At 62.2% G+C, this 16,010-nt stretch carries 13 protein-coding genes; 2 read left to right on the top strand and 11 right to left on the bottom strand.

From position 1 onward, the window contains the following. Nucleotides 1-53: 53 nt before the first annotated feature. Entirely contained in the window at nt 54-710 is a 657-nt protein-coding gene (locus ARC39_RS02180) for a Crp/Fnr family transcriptional regulator (protein ID WP_068109309.1), read from the bottom strand. A gap of 330 nt (nt 711-1,040) precedes the next feature. On the opposite strand from ARC39_RS02180, the gene ARC39_RS02185 reads away from it, so the two are divergent. After that, nucleotides 1,041-2,969: an elongation factor G gene (locus ARC39_RS02185; protein ID WP_068109312.1), complete on the top strand. Its 1,929-nt coding sequence runs from the start codon at nt 1,041-1,043 to the stop codon at nt 2,967-2,969. A gap of 367 nt (nt 2,970-3,336) precedes the next feature. Here ARC39_RS02185 and ARC39_RS25775 read toward each other — a convergent pair whose 3' ends face one another. The 5 genes from ARC39_RS25775 to ARC39_RS02210 form a co-directional block, all read right to left on the bottom strand. Continuing rightward, nucleotides 3,337-5,703 carry a nucleoside hydrolase-like domain-containing protein gene (locus ARC39_RS25775; RefSeq protein ID WP_068109315.1) on the bottom strand — a complete coding sequence of 789 codons (2,367 nt, stop codon included), beginning with the start codon at nt 5,701-5,703 and terminating at the stop codon, nt 3,337-3,339. Between the two features lie 809 nt (nt 5,704-6,512). After that, nucleotides 6,513-7,301: a heme ABC transporter ATP-binding protein gene (locus ARC39_RS02195; RefSeq protein WP_068109318.1), complete on the bottom strand. Its 789-nt coding sequence runs from the start codon at nt 7,299-7,301 to the stop codon at nt 6,513-6,515. A 1-nt stretch (nt 7,302) separates the two neighbouring features. Further along, on the bottom strand, nt 7,303-8,382 hold the full coding sequence (locus ARC39_RS02200; protein WP_068109321.1) for a FecCD family ABC transporter permease: 1,080 nt from the start codon (nt 8,380-8,382) through the stop codon (nt 7,303-7,305). Next, on the bottom strand, nt 8,376-9,257 hold the full coding sequence (locus ARC39_RS02205) for a heme/hemin ABC transporter substrate-binding protein (RefSeq protein WP_068109323.1): 882 nt from the start codon (nt 9,255-9,257) through the stop codon (nt 8,376-8,378). Before ARC39_RS02205 ends, ARC39_RS02200 begins: the two co-directional genes overlap by 7 nt. Beyond that, entirely contained in the window at nt 9,254-10,318 is a 1,065-nt protein-coding gene (locus tag ARC39_RS02210; protein WP_068109326.1) for a hemin-degrading factor, read from the bottom strand. The genes ARC39_RS02205 and ARC39_RS02210 overlap by 4 nt, the downstream gene beginning before the upstream one ends. Nucleotides 10,319-10,686: 368 nt before the next feature. Between ARC39_RS02210 and ARC39_RS02215 the strand changes: the two genes are divergently transcribed. Continuing rightward, nucleotides 10,687-11,316 carry an outer membrane protein gene (locus ARC39_RS02215; RefSeq protein WP_161470921.1) on the top strand — a complete coding sequence of 210 codons (630 nt, stop codon included), beginning with the start codon at nt 10,687-10,689 and terminating at the stop codon, nt 11,314-11,316. A 30-nt stretch (nt 11,317-11,346) separates the two neighbouring features. Here the strand turns inward: ARC39_RS02215 and ARC39_RS02220 are convergent, their stop codons facing one another. From ARC39_RS02220 to ARC39_RS02240, 5 genes are read right to left on the bottom strand one after another with little or no spacing between them, the layout of a single operon-like run. Continuing rightward, complete coding sequence (locus ARC39_RS02220) at nt 11,347-12,033, bottom strand: ABC transporter ATP-binding protein (protein ID WP_068109331.1); 687 nt, start codon at nt 12,031-12,033, stop codon at nt 11,347-11,349. Continuing rightward, complete coding sequence (locus ARC39_RS02225) at nt 12,030-12,779, bottom strand: ABC transporter ATP-binding protein (RefSeq protein WP_068109333.1); 750 nt, start codon at nt 12,777-12,779, stop codon at nt 12,030-12,032. Before ARC39_RS02225 ends, ARC39_RS02220 begins: the two co-directional genes overlap by 4 nt. Then, nucleotides 12,772-13,755 carry a branched-chain amino acid ABC transporter permease gene (locus tag ARC39_RS02230; RefSeq protein ID WP_068109335.1) on the bottom strand — a complete coding sequence of 328 codons (984 nt, stop codon included), beginning with the start codon at nt 13,753-13,755 and terminating at the stop codon, nt 12,772-12,774. The genes ARC39_RS02225 and ARC39_RS02230 overlap by 8 nt, the downstream gene beginning before the upstream one ends. Beyond that, nucleotides 13,752-14,672 carry a branched-chain amino acid ABC transporter permease gene (locus ARC39_RS02235; protein ID WP_068109338.1) on the bottom strand — a complete coding sequence of 307 codons (921 nt, stop codon included), beginning with the start codon at nt 14,670-14,672 and terminating at the stop codon, nt 13,752-13,754. The genes ARC39_RS02230 and ARC39_RS02235 overlap by 4 nt, the downstream gene beginning before the upstream one ends. A gap of 49 nt (nt 14,673-14,721) precedes the next feature. Beyond that, nucleotides 14,722-15,855 carry an ABC transporter substrate-binding protein gene (locus ARC39_RS02240; protein WP_068109341.1) on the bottom strand — a complete coding sequence of 378 codons (1,134 nt, stop codon included), beginning with the start codon at nt 15,853-15,855 and terminating at the stop codon, nt 14,722-14,724. Between the last annotated feature and the right edge of the window lie 155 nt (nt 15,856-16,010).

The raw sequence follows: 16,010 nt of genomic DNA on the forward strand, positions 1-16,010 counted from the left end.
GTCCCGCAGACAAATTCAAGATATTGAATTTGAAAAGATGTACCGTGCCGCTGTTATCCGGAGCCGGACGCAAGCCGCTGGAGTGCCATATCGTCGGCGATTTCCACTGTGCCGCGCGACTGGGCGATCCAGCCGCGCCGCTGGAACTCGGCCAGCTGGCGCGACACGACCTCGCGGGCAGTGCCCAGCTCGGACGCGAGGTTCTGGTGCGTGGCTCTGACCGTGTCACCCGCCGCCAGCTCCAGCAACTTCTGCGCAAGCCGGATATCCATCCGGCGGAAGGCCACCTCTTCGATGACCACGAAGAGATCGGTGATGCGGCGCGAATAGGTGTCGAAGACGAATTGTCGGAAGGCATCAGACCGGGCGATGAGATCGTCGAAAACACCGCGCGGGATCGCAGCGGCCTCGACATCGGTCTCGGCAACGCCTTCGGCGGAGTAATCCTCATGCGCCAACAGGCAAGCCGTGGTCAGCACGCAGCTTTCGCCCGCCCGCACGCGATAGAGCACGATCTCGCGACCCGTGTCGGAGATCTTCTGGACCCTCACCGTGCCTGTGAGAAGCAACAGCATGTTTTCGGGAGCGTGGCCGGGGCCAAAAACAACCGACCCCTTGGGCACCGTGACGACGCGCGTCCGGGAGGTGAGTGTGGCCACTACGGCGGGGTCGAGCCGGGCAAGCCCGTCGAAACGGTCGATCCAGGCCATCGCGTCCTCCCGAACTGAACTGCATTTTCTATCTATCGCGAGGCTCGCGGCGTGCAACCCCGCGCTCCGTGAGCGTAAACACGTGAATGTCGCAGCGAAATCCCGCCACTTTCCCTTGACGATCCCGCCCGCATCGACGGAATACTGGGGGGCCGCGCGGCGCGGCCTTAACGATCCGGCGGATCGGGGAGACGCCGGCCGGGCTGCGGGGCTGGATCAGACGGCGGCGCGAGACCGCGCGGGATCCCCAAAGGTTCGCCGCCAGACGCGAACCAGGATGCGCATCGCGGTCTTTCCCGCCAAACCGTCAAAGTTTGGAGGAACCCAAAGATGCGATGCTTCACTGTCCTAGGCCCATCGAGCTCGGGCAAGACGACCCTTGTCGAGGCTCTGAGCCAACTCGACTCCAAACCCGTCAAGTCCGAGCTGACCGATTTTTTCTCCCTGACCGAGTTCACCTATCTGGACGAGCCGTGGTGTGCCTTCGATATCGCCGGCGGGTCCGACTACCTGGGCTTCGTTGGACAGGCTCTGGCAGCCAGCGACGCAGCCATCCTATGCGTACCACCAGAGCCTGAAGCAGCCGTGCTCTGCGCCCCCTACCTCCGGTTGGCAGAGGAAAGCGGCACACCCTGCGTCCTTTTCATCAACCGCATGGACACCACGGACAACCGGGTACGGGACATCGTCGCGGAGTTGCAAGCCTATGCGAACCACACGATTATCCTGCGCCAGGTGCCAATTCACCAAGGCGGCGAGATCGTTGGGACCGTGGACCTGATCTCCGAACGCGCCTGGAAATTCCAAGCCGGCGAACCCTCGCGTCTGATCGAGATTCCGGACGGTGTACTTGAGCGCGAACAGGAAGCCCGCGCCGAGTTGCTGGAACACCTTTCCGACTTCGACGATCACTTGCTGGAGGAACTGATCGAAGACAAGACGCCGCCGCTCGACGAAGTCTACGATGTGGCCGCCGGTGTGCTGCGCGAGACGGAGGACATCCCGGCCTTTCTCGGTTCGGCAAGTGGCAAGAACGGCATCACCCGATTGATGAAATCCCTGCGCCACGAAGCGCCTTCCGCGCAGGTGACAGCAGAGCGCCTTGGGCAATCTGCCCTCGCCGCCGGTGTCTTCGCGAGTTTCCGGAAGCACATGGGCAAGGCCGTTGTGCTGCGCGCGCTCGGCGGGGAGATCCCGTCCGGGGCTGCACTCGGTGGCGGAAGCATCGGCAACCTGAGCGGCATCGACGCAAAGCACCCGGTACAGGCGATCCCGGTGGGTGCCGTGGGTATTGCTGTGAAATCGGACCATCTGGATGCGGGGTTCCTGTACACCGCTGACGGAAGAACGGAGATGCCCGACTGGACGCGCGGCCATGTGCCGAGTCATGCGAGCCTTGTGACGCCGCAGCACGAGAAGGACGATGCCAGGCTTTCGGCGGCGTTGGCCCGGCTGGAAGAGACGGACCCGGGGCTGCGCGTGGCGCAGGACGAGGCCAGCGGCCACGCGGTCTTGCGGTTGCAGGGCCCAATGCACTTGCGCCGGATACAGGCTGTCCTGGAGGCCGATTTCGGAATACCCGTGGAAACGGCACCCGTCGCGGCCAGTTACCGCGAGACGATAGCAAAACGGGTCGATCATCAGCATCGGCACCGCAAGCAGTCCGGCGGCGCGGGGCAATTTGCCGATGTTCACATGACGATTGCGCCGCGATCCCGCGGCGAAGGCTTTGCTTTCGACGAGGTGGTCAAGGGCGGTGCCGTGCCGCGCAACTACATTCCCGCGGTCGAGACCGGGGCGAAGGATGCGCTGGCGCTGGGTCCGCTGGGCTTCCCGGTGATCGATGTCGCGGTGACACTGACGGACGGCAAGTCGCACTCGGTCGACAGTTCGGATTTCGCATTCCGGGCAGCCGGCAAGGCCTGTGTGAAGGAAGCGCTTGGAATGGCCTCTCCGTCCCTCTTGCAGCCCATCGATCGGGTCAACATTCACGTCCCGTCGATCTTCTCCGGCGCCATCGTGACGCTTGTGAGTTCCCTCAAGGGGCAGGTGCTCGGTTTCGATCCAAATCCGGAGGCGAAGGGCTGGGATATTTTCCACGCGCTGTTGCCAGATTCGTCACTCGACGAACTCTCACGTTCTCTCGGTGGTGCCGCACAGGGCACGGCCTGGTTCGAGGCAGAATTCGATCACTACGAGGAAGTCCACGGCAAGGAAGCCGAGCGAATAAGTGCGGAAGCAAAGGAGGTTATGGCCTGAGGCCATGGTCCGCATCGTTTGCAGGTTGAACGTTTCCGGGTTCGCTGGCGTCTTCGTCCACGAATGCCGGTGCGATCTCTGTGTGGGCGCGCGCCTGACTCTTGCCTGTTGGAGGTGACACTTCGCCGGAGATAGCGTGCCGGACCTGCATGGCGACGCGGGAAGCTTGAGTGGCGGAAAAACGGGACGGCAGCTTGCTACGTCGAGCGGGCGAAGGCGCGCTCGACGGGTGGCGCGCGCTCGATGACACAGAAAGCTCCAACGAGACTTCCGGGCTTCGGAGAATAGCCGACGGGCTCGTGAGGTCGCCAAAAAGAAGAAGGGGAGCGTCTGACGCTCCCCTTCCATTCACGCGATTGCGGTATGGCTATGCCGGCGTATCGTCGATTGTGATCAATTCGACGCCCTCGATACCGCGCACGCTAAGGCCGATGCTGTCGAAATCGAACACTTCTCCACCGTGGCTCGAAGTATCGTAGTTGTCCGAAATGAAGTCTTTCAGCTCAGCGATATCGTCAAGGAACGCGGCGTCCGACAATTGTGCATCTGTGCCGTAGATTTGCAGCTTATCGAAGCCCGCCATGCCCTCGTACCGGTCCTCGTCGTCGAGGTTTTTTCCGATCAGGTAGGCGAGAATATCGGCGCCTGCGCCAGCCCGAAGATGATCGCTTCCCGAACCGCCCGCGATTTTATCATCGTCGCCGCGACTAACGATGTAATCGTCGCCGCCCTGGCCGTTGATACTGTCTTCGGAGCCGCCGCCCTTCAGCGTGTCATCGCCGGCGCTGCCGTCCTCTTCGTATTCCGGCAATGCGTCTTCGGTTGGCGTCCCGGTGTCGTCATCATCCGCACCGGTTGTGCCATCAGAGTCGGCTGCCTCTACCGTCACGGAAACGGTCGCCGTCGAAGTGTCGGTGCCGTCGGACACGGTGTAGGAGAAGCTGTCCGATCCCGCGAAGTCGGCATCGGGCGTATACGTGACCGTGCCATTGCTGTTCAGAACGACGGTTCCGTTGCTGCCTTGAGACACAGACGAAAGGCTGAGTGAATCGCCATCGTCGTCCGTATCGTTTTGCAGAACAGCAATAGTCACGGCAGTTTCTTCGTCCGTCGTTGCCGAGTCGTCCCGGGCATCAGGTGCTTCATTCGAAGCCTCGGCGTCGGTCTCGGTGGTCGTGTCGTCGTTGTCGATCAAAACCAGTTCGACCTTCTCGATCGCACGAACCGTGAGGCCGATGCTGTCGAACGTGAAGTCCTTGCCACTGTGCGACGTCGCATCGTAGTTGCTGGTGATAAAGGCCTTCAGCGCAGCGATGTCGTCGACAAGGTCACTGTCCGCCAGTTCCTCCGCCGTACCGTAAATCTTCAGCACATCAACGCCGGAATAGCCCTTGTAGTGGTCTGTCGAGCCGAAGTTGTGTCCGATCACGTAGATCAGCGTGTCGTTTCCGGCACCAGCGCGGAGTTCGTCGTTCCCCGCGCCACCGGCGACGACGTCGGACTGACCGCGCGAAATGATCAGGTCGTCACCGCGACCGCCATAGATGCTGTCCGCGCTTCCAGTTCCGTAGAAGGTCTCATTGGCGTTGCTGCCGACGATGGAGAATGCCGGAAGCGCGGCTTCCTCCATTGGGTCGTCATCGGTCTCGCTGCCTTCCTGGCCCGTTGTTCCGTCGCCGCCGTCGCTACCGTCGTCACCGCCGGTCGAGCCGTCATCACCGGAATCATCTCCTGCGTCACTGCCTGAGTCATCGGGTTCCGATCCGCCGTCGCCAGCGGAGTCCGAGCCGTCCTTCGCCAGGTCGAGAAGCTCAGCGAACTCGCCCCAAACCTCGTCGCGATGTTCGTAAACGGTCGCCGCGCCGTCATAGCTTCCCATGCTGGACGCGGAATCGGTTTTGTCGACCCAAACGTTCGTCCCCCAGCTGGCCTGCTTGAAGCTGCCGCCCCAACTGCTGGCCGTGGGATCGTCGTTGTTGACTTCGTCCAGAAGGTACAGCAGCGACGGTGTATCGCCCATCTTCAGGCCGTCGACCGACCCCTTGCCGTAAAGGTCAACGGCATAGGTCTCGAAGTAGAGTTCCCCGAGCGCGCCATGACCGTCGACGAACTCCTCTAGCCAGTCCATGTTCAGGCTGGGATTGTTCTCTCCATTCTTGCCGACGTACATGCCGCGGAAAGTTTCGTTGGAGAGTATCCACCACAGGTCCGCATAGTCCGCATTGTTTGAGACAGCGTTTTTCAACCAATTGTAGGCTTGCGGATTGGACGAATCCTGGCCGTAGGGGTTGATGCTGATGACACGCACATTCTCAACGATATCAGGCGCTTCGTAGAGCGCTCGCGCGATGTCGTGGATTGGTCCCCATGCCAGAAGATAGACCGGATCGTCCGGCGAGGCGCTGCGCGCCTCTTCGATGATGAGTTTCGCACCATCGGAAAGTGTGCCGGGCCAGTCCGGCTCGGTGGCGCCTTGCGTAATCAGCGCGGCCATTTCCGCGGCGCTCGGATAGTCTCCGTCCTGCGACAGGTTCGGCAGATCCTTCGCGTAGGCCGCGACGATCTTCTCCATCGGCGTGATTGAGTCGACTCCGTTCTCGTCACTCGTTGTGCCGATGAACCCGAGGTAGTCGACTTCGTCAGCGTAGAGCAGAGCATGAATCAGAGATTGCGCATCGTCTTTGTCATTTCCACCGATGTCGGTCGAAATGATGACCTTGGGTTTGGTGCTCACGTCCCCTGAGCCTCCGTTGTGTCGGGGTGATTGGATTGAGAGTTTGGTCTTTCCATGTCGAAGCGCTCTTCTTCTTTTTTCTTTTGGGGCACGGCCCCATTGGCCCGATCTGCCGCCTTTCGCAACCTGCCGGAGGGTGGAATTCCGGTGGCGCACAGGGCGTCGTTACGTAAGTTTCGTGATCCGATTTGGATACTCATGTATCGCGTCACTGCTCGTCCGGTGCCTTTGGTTCCCTTCGTTCACCGTGGTGTTCATTCCAAGACACTGCGCTTCAACCTAGTGGCGATTACCGCCGATGGAATGTCCCGTGAATGAACGCCGCAATTTCGGCGTTTCTGTGCCGATCTGACGGCGGGCTTGCGGCCCACCGCTGCGGCTTTTCCGCCGATATTGCACGGCGAAACCTGCAAGAACGGGGGTAACCGGGAGGTTAAGATGACGGTCTTACGTTGGATGCCTCGCGGCGCCGAGACGAGATTCCAGATCCAGCACAATGACGCGAAAACTGGCAATTTGTCGTAGCGACGGCGACTTTGCCGCAATTAATCCGAAGCTCTTGAGGATATACGCGAGTTTTACGCGCGGCGATTTCACCTCGATTACGCGTCGCCTGCGGCGAGAAGGCGCAGGTGCATGCCGCGCCACAGTCGTTTTCTCGGAGCGCAACGATAGATCCGGCATGTAGGCAAAATCGCGCACGGCAAATGTGTTTCCGGCGATTTCCCGCTTGCCGTGGTGGCTTGCGATTCACGCAACATTTGTCTGGTGGTGGAATCGACTCGCCCACCTTCGAATAACGCCACTCGCTATTGCCCGGAATCGACGGTCGCAACCTGCGGAAGGAGAAACGGCGAGTCGCTTGACGGGGTTGCATTGACCCGAAGTCGACAGCCGTAGGCCGACGACAACACGTGGTCGGTCATCACGTCCTTGGGTGCGCCAATGTCCATGATGCGCCCGTCCCGCATTATTGCTACCCGATCAGCGAACATTGCGGTGAGGTTCAAGTCGTGCATGACGGCAATGACACCACCACCCGAACGTGCGAAATCCCGCGCGAGTTCCATAACCAGAAGTTGATGCCCGATATCGAGGCTGGAGACTGGTTCGTCGAGCAGCAGCCACCGCGGCCCGTCCTGCGCGACCGGATCCCAAACCTGCGCCAGGACCCTCGCCAGTTGGACCCGTTGCTGCTCACCGCCCGAAAGCTCGTGGTAGAAACGATTGGCGTAGCCTGCAAGGTCGACTCGTTCGAGCGCATGCAGCGGTAGTGATGCATTCCCGGCGGCGGTTCCGGCAGCCAGACCAAGGCCCACAACCTCGATCACCGTGAATGGGAATGCGATGCGCGTGGCCTGTGCCAGCACGCCCCGGATCGCAGCAAGTTCCCACGGCTTCATGTCAGAGACTCGCTGACCATTGATCGTGACAGTACCGCTATGGCGGACGTCGGCCGTTAGCGTCCTGAGAAGTGTTGTCTTGCCCGAGCCGTTTGGTCCGGCAATCGCCGTCAGGTGCCCGGGACAGGCGGCGAAACTCAGATCCCGGAGGATCGTCTTTCGCCCGAGGCGTACGGAAATGCCGACGGCCTCCATGTCAGAGCCCCAATGCTCCATGGCGGCGCAGCAGGATCCAGAGGAAGACCGGCGCGCCGAGGACGGCGGTCACGATTCCGATTGGCAATTCGGCCGGGGCAATGATGGTGCGGCTGATCAGATCGGCGCCAAGCAAAAGCGAGGCTCCAAGAAGTGCGGAATTGGGCAGAAGGTGGTGGTGGTCCGGCCCGCTCGCGAGCCGGAGCAGATGTGGCACGACTATGCCCACGAAACCGATTCCCCCAGACACGGCGACAGCGGCGCCGGTGGCCCCGGCGACCGACAGGATCGCAGCGTTTTTCATTCGCTGGACCGGCACTCCCATGTGCGCGGCGGCAGCCTCACCGAGCGCGAGTGCGTTGAGCGCACGGGCGAGAAAAGGCGTCACGCCCAAGGCCAGCGCGACGATGGGCAGACTGGCGGCAACCTTTTCCCAGGTTGCGCCCGCGAGTGAGCCCATTCCCCAGAACGTCAGGTCTCTCAATTGCGCGTCATTGGCCCGGTATATGAGGATGCCGGAGATCGCCGACGCAAGTGCGGCGAATGCGATGCCCGCAAGAAGCATCGTGGCAACTGACGTTTGTCCACGCTGCGTGGCGACACGGTACAAGAGCAGCGTCGTCACCCATCCTCCAAGGAAGGCTGCAAGAGAGACCAGATGGCGGCCGAACAGATCCTGAAACACCGCTGGAAGAAAACCGCCGAGCACGATGGCCATTATCGCACCAAGGCTCGCACCCGCGGAAACGCCGACGATGCCAGGGTCGGCCAACGGATTGCGAAACAAGCCCTGAAGTACAGCGCCGGAGACGGCAAGTGCAGATCCAACAAGCATACCGAGAAGCAGTCGCGGAAGCCGGATGTCGAAGAGAATGACGCGGTCCATCTGCGAAAGGTCCCGTCCGGCGAAAAGATCCGCCAAGACGGTCCAAAGTGATGTACCAGCCGCGCCGGTCGCAAGGCTCAGGATGCTCGTCAGGCCAAGCAATAATGTGAGCCAGAGCGTCAGGCTGCGGGCTCGTTGTCGGCGATCCACAACGGCAACGGTCGCCGTGGAGTCCGGGGAGGCGAGGCTCACGATCCCTCCGCCGCGTCGAGCGCTTCGGACAGCGCGACGACCGCGGATGCCGTGCGAGGCCCGAACCCGAGCAGGTGCAGACCATCCATTTGAATGAGGTTCTTTGTTCTTCCGGCCGGTGTGCTGGCAATGGCGGGAAGCGCGAAAAGATCCCTGGTGGCGGTGGCATGATCGCCCCCGCGATCCATCATCAAGATCACATCCGGCGCCGCCGACGTGATCGCCTCGTCGGATATTGGTTTGTAGCCCTCGTAGCCGGTCACGGCATTGACCCCACCGGCCATGGCAATAATCGCATCGGCGGCGGTTCCCGTGCCGGATGCCATAATGCGCCCGCCCTGGGCAGAAATGACGAAGAGCACGCGTTTGCCGGACGCGCCCTGCTGTGCGGTCGCGATTGCCTGATCGAGCGCTTTCCCGACGTCCGCCGACAACGCTTCGGCAGCATCGGGCTCTCCCAGTGCCGCGCCAACCGCGCGGATCTTCTGTTCGATGGCTTCTTTCGTGTAGCCCTCGGGGATTGTAACAAATGGAACCTGGGCCGCGTCCAAGACCTCGATGGCGTCGGGTGGGCCTGCGCCCTCGATCGCGACGATCAGATCTGGCGTGAGCGACAGCACGCCCTCAGGCGACAATGCTCTCATGTAGCCCACGTCCGGAAGCGCTTCGGCTTCTGGCGGGTAGGTCGAGGTTGTGTCGCGCGCAACGAGGCGGTCCTGTTGACCCAGGGCGTACGCAATTTCGGTGACGTCGCCGCCGACAGTGACCACTCGCGTCGCGCGAGTTTCGTCGGACAAGGCCACGCTAGTACCAAGAATGACCCCTAGCGCCAGGGTCATGAAAAGGATGCCACGGCCATAGAGTGACAGACCTCTCATTGCGCGGCCTCCGCATGAAGTGGCGGCAGGTCTGCAACAACATCATTCCAATCCGGACGGAAGTCCCGCGCATCGCTTCGCCGGCCGAAGACCTGGAATATCAGCGCGCCGTCCGCATCGAAGGCTTCGACCGAGATTGCCGCCCCGCGCTTCGTGGGCTTGTCCACGGCCCAGACCTCGGCGATGTGGTCGCTCCGCAAATGCAAATTGAATCCGGGGTCGAGTACGTTTTGCCAGGGACCCATTTGCTTGAGGCTGTGGATCGGTCCGCCGTGGATTTCGATGCACCCGCGGTTGCCGACAAAGATCATGATTTCGGTTTCCCTGGCTTGGACCGACTCAAGCATCAGGTTCACGGCCTCAGGTGCAAGCTGCCGCACAAAGGGTGCACCGGCGACGCGATAGGCGCCGAGCCGGTTCATTTTCAGTTTCGATGTCAGGCGCAGGAACTGGTGCGTGTCGGTTAGCCGGCCCCATTCACTCCTGAGTTCCGCGATCTTGGCCGGGTTGGTTCTGGCGGCTTCGGTTGGCTTGCGGGGCGCAACGGTCAGTGTTGTGGATTGGTCGCCCAGTGCCAAATCGGTAACCAGTCTTTGCCAATGCGTCACGTCCGACGTTTCGCGAAGGTGAACCTTGTGTACGGCATCACCGGCTGCATCGAACACCTGGATTGACCGTCGAATCCCGGTTTCGGTCTCCTTCTCGACAGCGAAAGCCGAAACCCAGTGGCTCGGAAACATCCGAAGATCGATCTCCGGCGTGAGCGTCATCGCGGCGTGTTCACCGGGATGGTAGTTGTCGTAACTGCCGACTTTCTCGATGACGCAACTCCGATTTCGCGTTAACGCCATGACCTCGCCAAGCCCGGTGATCATTGGAATGATCTGGTCGGGATGGGCAGCGATCCGTGTTGCGCCGTAACCGATCTGCGCCACGTGTGCTGCAACGAGTTGCGCCTCCGTGAGGCCAAGCTCTTCGGCGAGGTCGCGGGAACGGGCCTTTGGATTCTCCCGGCAAGCCGCGCGGATTTCTTCCGCGCTTGTCGATTCTGTCTGCGTCATGTGTCTCTCGCGGATATCTGGGAACCTGGCTGTGGCCCGCCACTTGCGCGCACCTGAGCTGGGACAAGTATGTTGGCGGCACCGAGAGGTGCCGCTTTATTGTCGACTGTTTTAGTGCGACATGATGGGCGGCTCAAGTCGGAACGTCCGTCGCGTCGCGACGTCGTGCATCGGCGGGCGATGGGCTTTCATTGCCGCACTTGGATTCTGCAAGCCGCGGTCGTATCGATGGCAAAGCGCGGGGAAGCGGTATCAGAGGCCAGAAATACAGCGAGCGACATATGATCAAAACCTATTGGAACATACCCACCGGCGCCGCAGCGGCGTTTGTGGCAATTGCGTGCGGTTCTAATGCGAGCGCCAATGGCATGCTCACGACAGACGCGGAGGCCGCGCCCGTCGCGGCCGTGGTCGCAAGCCAGTTCGCCGGCGGATATGCCGGTATCAGCCTCGGGTACGCATTTGGCGGCGATGACGACGTTGGCGTGCGAGGTGGAGGATTGAGCGGCACGGAGACAATCGGGTCGCTTGAGGCAGGAGGTACACTCGGCGGATTGCAGTTGGGCTATCGCTGGGATCTAGATCCGGTCCTGATTGGCTTGGAGATCGGGGTAACTGGCGGTGACCTGTCCGATTCCTTCGACAACTCGGACGGTGCGGCGGAAACCGAACTACAGCATGAAGTTTCCTTGCGCGGGTCTCTGGGATGGGAGTTGAACGCCGAAACACTGCTCTACGGATTTGTTGGCGTCTCGCAGGCAGAATTCGACTACGAGGTCTCCGGCCCGGACGGTGCGGACATCGACGAGAGCTTCTCTCCAACCGGCTATCTCGCAGGACTCGGAGCCGAATGGGCCCTCGGAGAAAATTGGTCGTTGAGGGGAGAATACCGGTACACCAACTACGGAAAAGAGACGCTGTCAGACAACGCAGGGCACAAGACGGAGGCGACACCGAAGTTCCATCTGGTTTCGCTTGGGTTGAACTACCGGTTTTGAACGCCAGCGAAGCGGCTCCCGCCGACACGCTCACACGCCGAGGTGTCGCTGACTGATCTCGTCGGTCAACCTGTCGATTCCGTCCGACCAGACCGTACGACCGCGTTCCAGAATCACCGCCTTGTCGCAAGCGCCACGCAGTTCGGCAAGTGACTTGTCGATCACCATCATCGCCATGCCGCTCTCGGACTTGAGGCGGGCGATCGCGGCCCAAATCTCCTGCCGGACGATGGGAGCAAGTCCTTCTGTCGCTTCGTCGAGGATCAGCAGTCGCGGGTTGGTCATCAGCGCGCGCGCCATCGCAAGCATCTGTTGTTCCCCACCGGAGAGGAGCGCCGCACGCTGGCGTTGCCGCTCACCAAGTCGGGGAAACAAAGTGACGGCACGGTCCAGATCCCAATGGCCAGGACGGGCTGCCGCGAGGAGGTTCTCGGCAACGGTGAGATCGCGAAAGCAGCGCCGGCCCTCTGGTACGAGGCCGATCCCGAGCCGCGCGGCGCGGTGACTCGACAGCGCGGCGAGGTCCTGTCCGTCGAATGTGAGGCGTCCCGCGGCCGGGATCATCCGGCAGATCGTTCGGACCGTCGTCGTTTTGCCCATACCGTTGCGGCCCATGACCGCCAGCGCCTCGCCCTCGGCGATGCGCAGATCGATTCCGAACAATGCTTGGCTCGCCCCGTACGAAGCCGTGACGCCTTCCAACTCCAGCAAGGTCACGGCGTCTCTCCCAGATAGGCGATCTGAACCTCCCGGTCGCCGCGGATCTCTTCCACTGTGCCGGTTGCGATCACCCGCCCATAGACGAGCACGCTGATCCGGTCGGCGAGCGCGAAGACCGCGTCCATATCGTGCTCCACCAGAAGGATAGGAGCTTCGGCGCGCAGTTCATCCAGAAAACCGGTGAGGCGCTTCGAACCCTCGGCGCCAAGTCCGGCCATCGGCTCGTCCATCACGAAGGCGCGCGGTTCCAGTGTAAGGGCGACGGCGACTTCCAACTGCCTGCGCTGCCCGTGGCTGAGGTCGGCGGTGCGCGTCGCGGCCATCTCGGTCAGTCCGGTGCGTGCAAGTGCGGCCTCCGCCCGATCGCGCAGTGTACTGTCCCGCAAAACCGGACGCAGGAACTGCCAGGGTCGACCGGCTCGGCCGAGGGCACCAAGCAGGACGTTTTGCAAGACCGTGTCCTGCATCGCCAAAGCCGAGATCTGGAAGGTTCGCCCGAGCCCCATGCGGGCCCGTGTCCGGGTGGTTTCGCGGGTCACATCGCGACCAAGGAAATGCACGGTCCCACTATCCGGGGCGAGCGCGCCGCAGATCTGTGCGATGAGCGTGGATTTGCCCGCACCGTTGGGGCCGATGATCGCATGAATCTCGCCTGGACGAAGGTCCACCGATACCTCGTCGCATGCCCGGAGCGCGCCGAAGCTCTTGGTAAGGCCGCGCGCGGCGAGTACCGGCTCAGTCATGGGCCTGCTCCCGTCCGGCCACGAGTCCCACGAGCCCGCCTCGCCCAAAGAGGACGACGAATAGGAGCGCGGCGCCCAGGAAAATCTGCCAATGCTCGTTGATGCCGCCCAGCAGGTGTTCAAGCAGGACATAGAGTGCCGCGCCCGCCACCGGGCCGAACAGTCGCCCGACGCCCCCAAGGATGATAAAGATCATAATCTCGCCGGACATCTGCCAACTGAACATCGTGGGGCTGACGAAGCGGTTGAGATCGGCAAAGAGCGCGCCGGCGAGGCCGGTGATCGCGCCGGAAATCACCAGTGCAACCAGCTTCAAGCGCATCGGATCGAGCCCAACGGTTTCTACACGCTGCGGCACCTGGCGCGCCGCGCCCAGCGCGAGTCCGAAGGGGGATTTGGCCAGCCGCCAGTTGAGCCATAGCACAACGCAGAGTAGCGCGAGGCAGATACCGTAGAACTGGATCGGTACCAGCGTGTTGAGGCCGGGGAACCCGTTTCGGACGTAGATCGACAGCCCATCTTCTCCGCCGTAGGCAGGCCAGGAGATCGTGAAGAAATAGGCCATCTGACCAAAGGCGAGCGTGATCATGATGAAATAGACGCCCGCCGTGCGCAGCGACAAGAGCCCGATCAGCAGCGCGGCGAGCGCGGAGGCGAGAACTGCGGCCAGCCAGATTACCGGCATGGACTTTGTGCCTTCGAAGAGAAACGGCCATTCCATGAGCGGCGTGTAGCTCTGGGCGTGATGGGCGAGGATGCCCATCGCATAGCCGCCGATGCCGAAATAGACCGCGTGGCCGAGGCTCACCAGCCCGCCGAGGCCCAGCGCGATGTTCAGCCCAACGGCCGCCAGCGCGAAGATGACGGCGCGGGTTGCAAGCGTGATCGTGAAAGGCTCGTCGGCCCAGAGCGCCCAGGTGGGAACGGCGACCAGGAGGGCGAGCACGGCGGTATTGAACAGGGCTTCGCGGTTCATCCGCGGGCTCCGAAGAGGCCGGTGGGGCGCCAGACGAGAACGGCGGCCATCAGGATGTAGATCGCCATCGAGGCGAAGGCCGACCCGACTGTCGTCGCCTTGGCCGGGTCCATGAAGAGCTTGAAGGCCTCCGGCAGGAAGATGCCGCCGAGCGTATCGGTAAGCCCCACCAGGAGGGCTGCCACCAGCGCGCCGCCGATGGAACCGATGCCGCCGATGACGATCACGACGAAGGCGAGAATCAGCACCGGCTCGCCCATGCCCACCTGCACCGACTGGATCGCCCCAACCAGGGCGCCCGCCAGACCCGCGAGCCCGGCGCCAAGGGCAAAGACAAGCGTGTAGAGGCGCGTGATATCGACACCGAGCGCTGCGATCATTTCACGGTCGTTTTCGCCAGCGCGGATCTTGATGCCGAGGCGGGTGCGCGTGATCAGCAGCCAAAGGCCCGCCGCCACCGCGAAACCGAACACGATGAGTGCCAGCCTGTAGGCCGGGTAGAGCACGCCGCCCGGCAACCGCACGGGGCCGGAAAGCCAGTCCGGCGTGTCGAGATAGAGCGGAAAGGACCCGAAGAGCCAGCGCGTGCCCTCGGAGAAGATCAGGATCAGCGCGAATGTCGCAAGCACCTGGTCAAGGTGATCCTTGTTGTAGAGCCGCCGGATGATCGCCAGTTCCACCAGCGCGCCCGCAAGCGCCGCGGCCACCAATGCGGCCAGCAGCGCCAGGAGAAACGAACCGGTTGCACCCGCAACAGCTGCGGCTGCAAAGGCACCGATCATGTAGAGCGACCCATGGGCGAGGTTGATCAGTCCCATCACGCCGAAAATCAGCGTTAGCCCGGCCGCCATGAGAAACAGCATGACGCCGAATTGCAGGCCGTTGAGCACCTGCTCTGCAATCAGAAGTGCGGACATGGGAGGATTCCGTCAGGTGCGGCCCGGCGTGGAGCCGGGCCGCGCGCGCTCACATGGAGCAGTCTTCCACATAGGCGTTCGCACGGTCTTCCAACGCCGTGCCAACGATCTTGTTGGTGAAGATCTCCCCTTCTTTGATCACCTCGCGCACGTAGATGTCCTGCACCGGGTGCTGGTTGGCCGCGAAGGAGAAGTCACCACGGACACTGGCGAAATCAGCCTCTGCCAGCGCGGCGCGGAAGGCGTCGGCATCCGCGATATCCGCCTTGTCCAACGCCGAGAGCAGAAGGTTTGCCGTGTCGTAGCCTTGGGCGGCGTAGAGGGAGGGCAGGCGGTCGTATTTCTCCTCGAAGCCCGCGACGAAGGCGGCGTTGGCCTCGTTATCGATGTCCTTCGACCATTGCGACGTGTTCTTGACCCCGAGCGCGGCCTCGCCAACAGCCTGAAGAATTCCTTGATCGAAGGAGAAAGCGGGGCCGACGAGCGGCAGGTCCACGCCGCTTTCGGCGTATTGCTTGAGGAAGGAGATGCCCATGCCACCGGGCAGGAAGAAGAACACGCTGTCGGCACCGCTGGCGCGGATCTGGGCAATCTCGGCGGCGTAGTCGGTCTGGCCGAGCTCCGTGTAGATCTCGCCGGCAAGCTCTCCATCGTAGAACCGCTTGAATCCATTCAGCGAGTCATGTCCGGCCGGGTAGTTCGGCGCGAGGATGAACGGCTTCGCGTAGCCGGTTGATTTCGTATAGGCACCCGCCGCCTCGTGCAGGTTGTCGTTCTGGTAGGAGACCGAGAAGTACTTCGGGTTGCAGCCCTTGCCGGCAAGTTGCGCAGGCGCGGCATTGGTGGAGAGGTAGAACAGACCCTGGGCGGTGGCGGCGGGCACCACAGCCATTGCGAGGTTGGACCATACGATGCCGGTTAGTAGATCAACCTTGTCGGACTGGATCATTTTATCGGCGAGTTGCACCGCGACGTCTGGCTTGCGCTGGTCGTCCTCGATGATCACCTCAACATCGTCGCGGCCGGCTTGTTCGATTGCCAGCATGAAGCCGTCGCGGGTGTCGATTCCGAGGCTGGCACCGCCCCCGGACAATGTTGTGATCATGCCTACCTTCACCTCGGCCTGGGCCGAGGCTGCGAGCGCGGCCAGCCCGGCCGCCGCGAGAAGCGTCTTGGATTTCATGTGCGGTCTCCCTCGTGTCGGTCGTTCTTTGGGCACCGGGCGGGTCAGGAGCCCGTCCGGCACCGATTGATTTCCATTACGGATACCTGAATCAAGCCGGATGTACATGGCGCAATCCGCGACCGGCGGCCCGAGAAATCCACAATCCGGTTAGA

Source organism: Tropicimonas marinistellae, assembly GCF_001509585.1.
Classification (GTDB): Bacteria; Pseudomonadota; Alphaproteobacteria; order Rhodobacterales; family Rhodobacteraceae; genus Tropicimonas; species Tropicimonas marinistellae.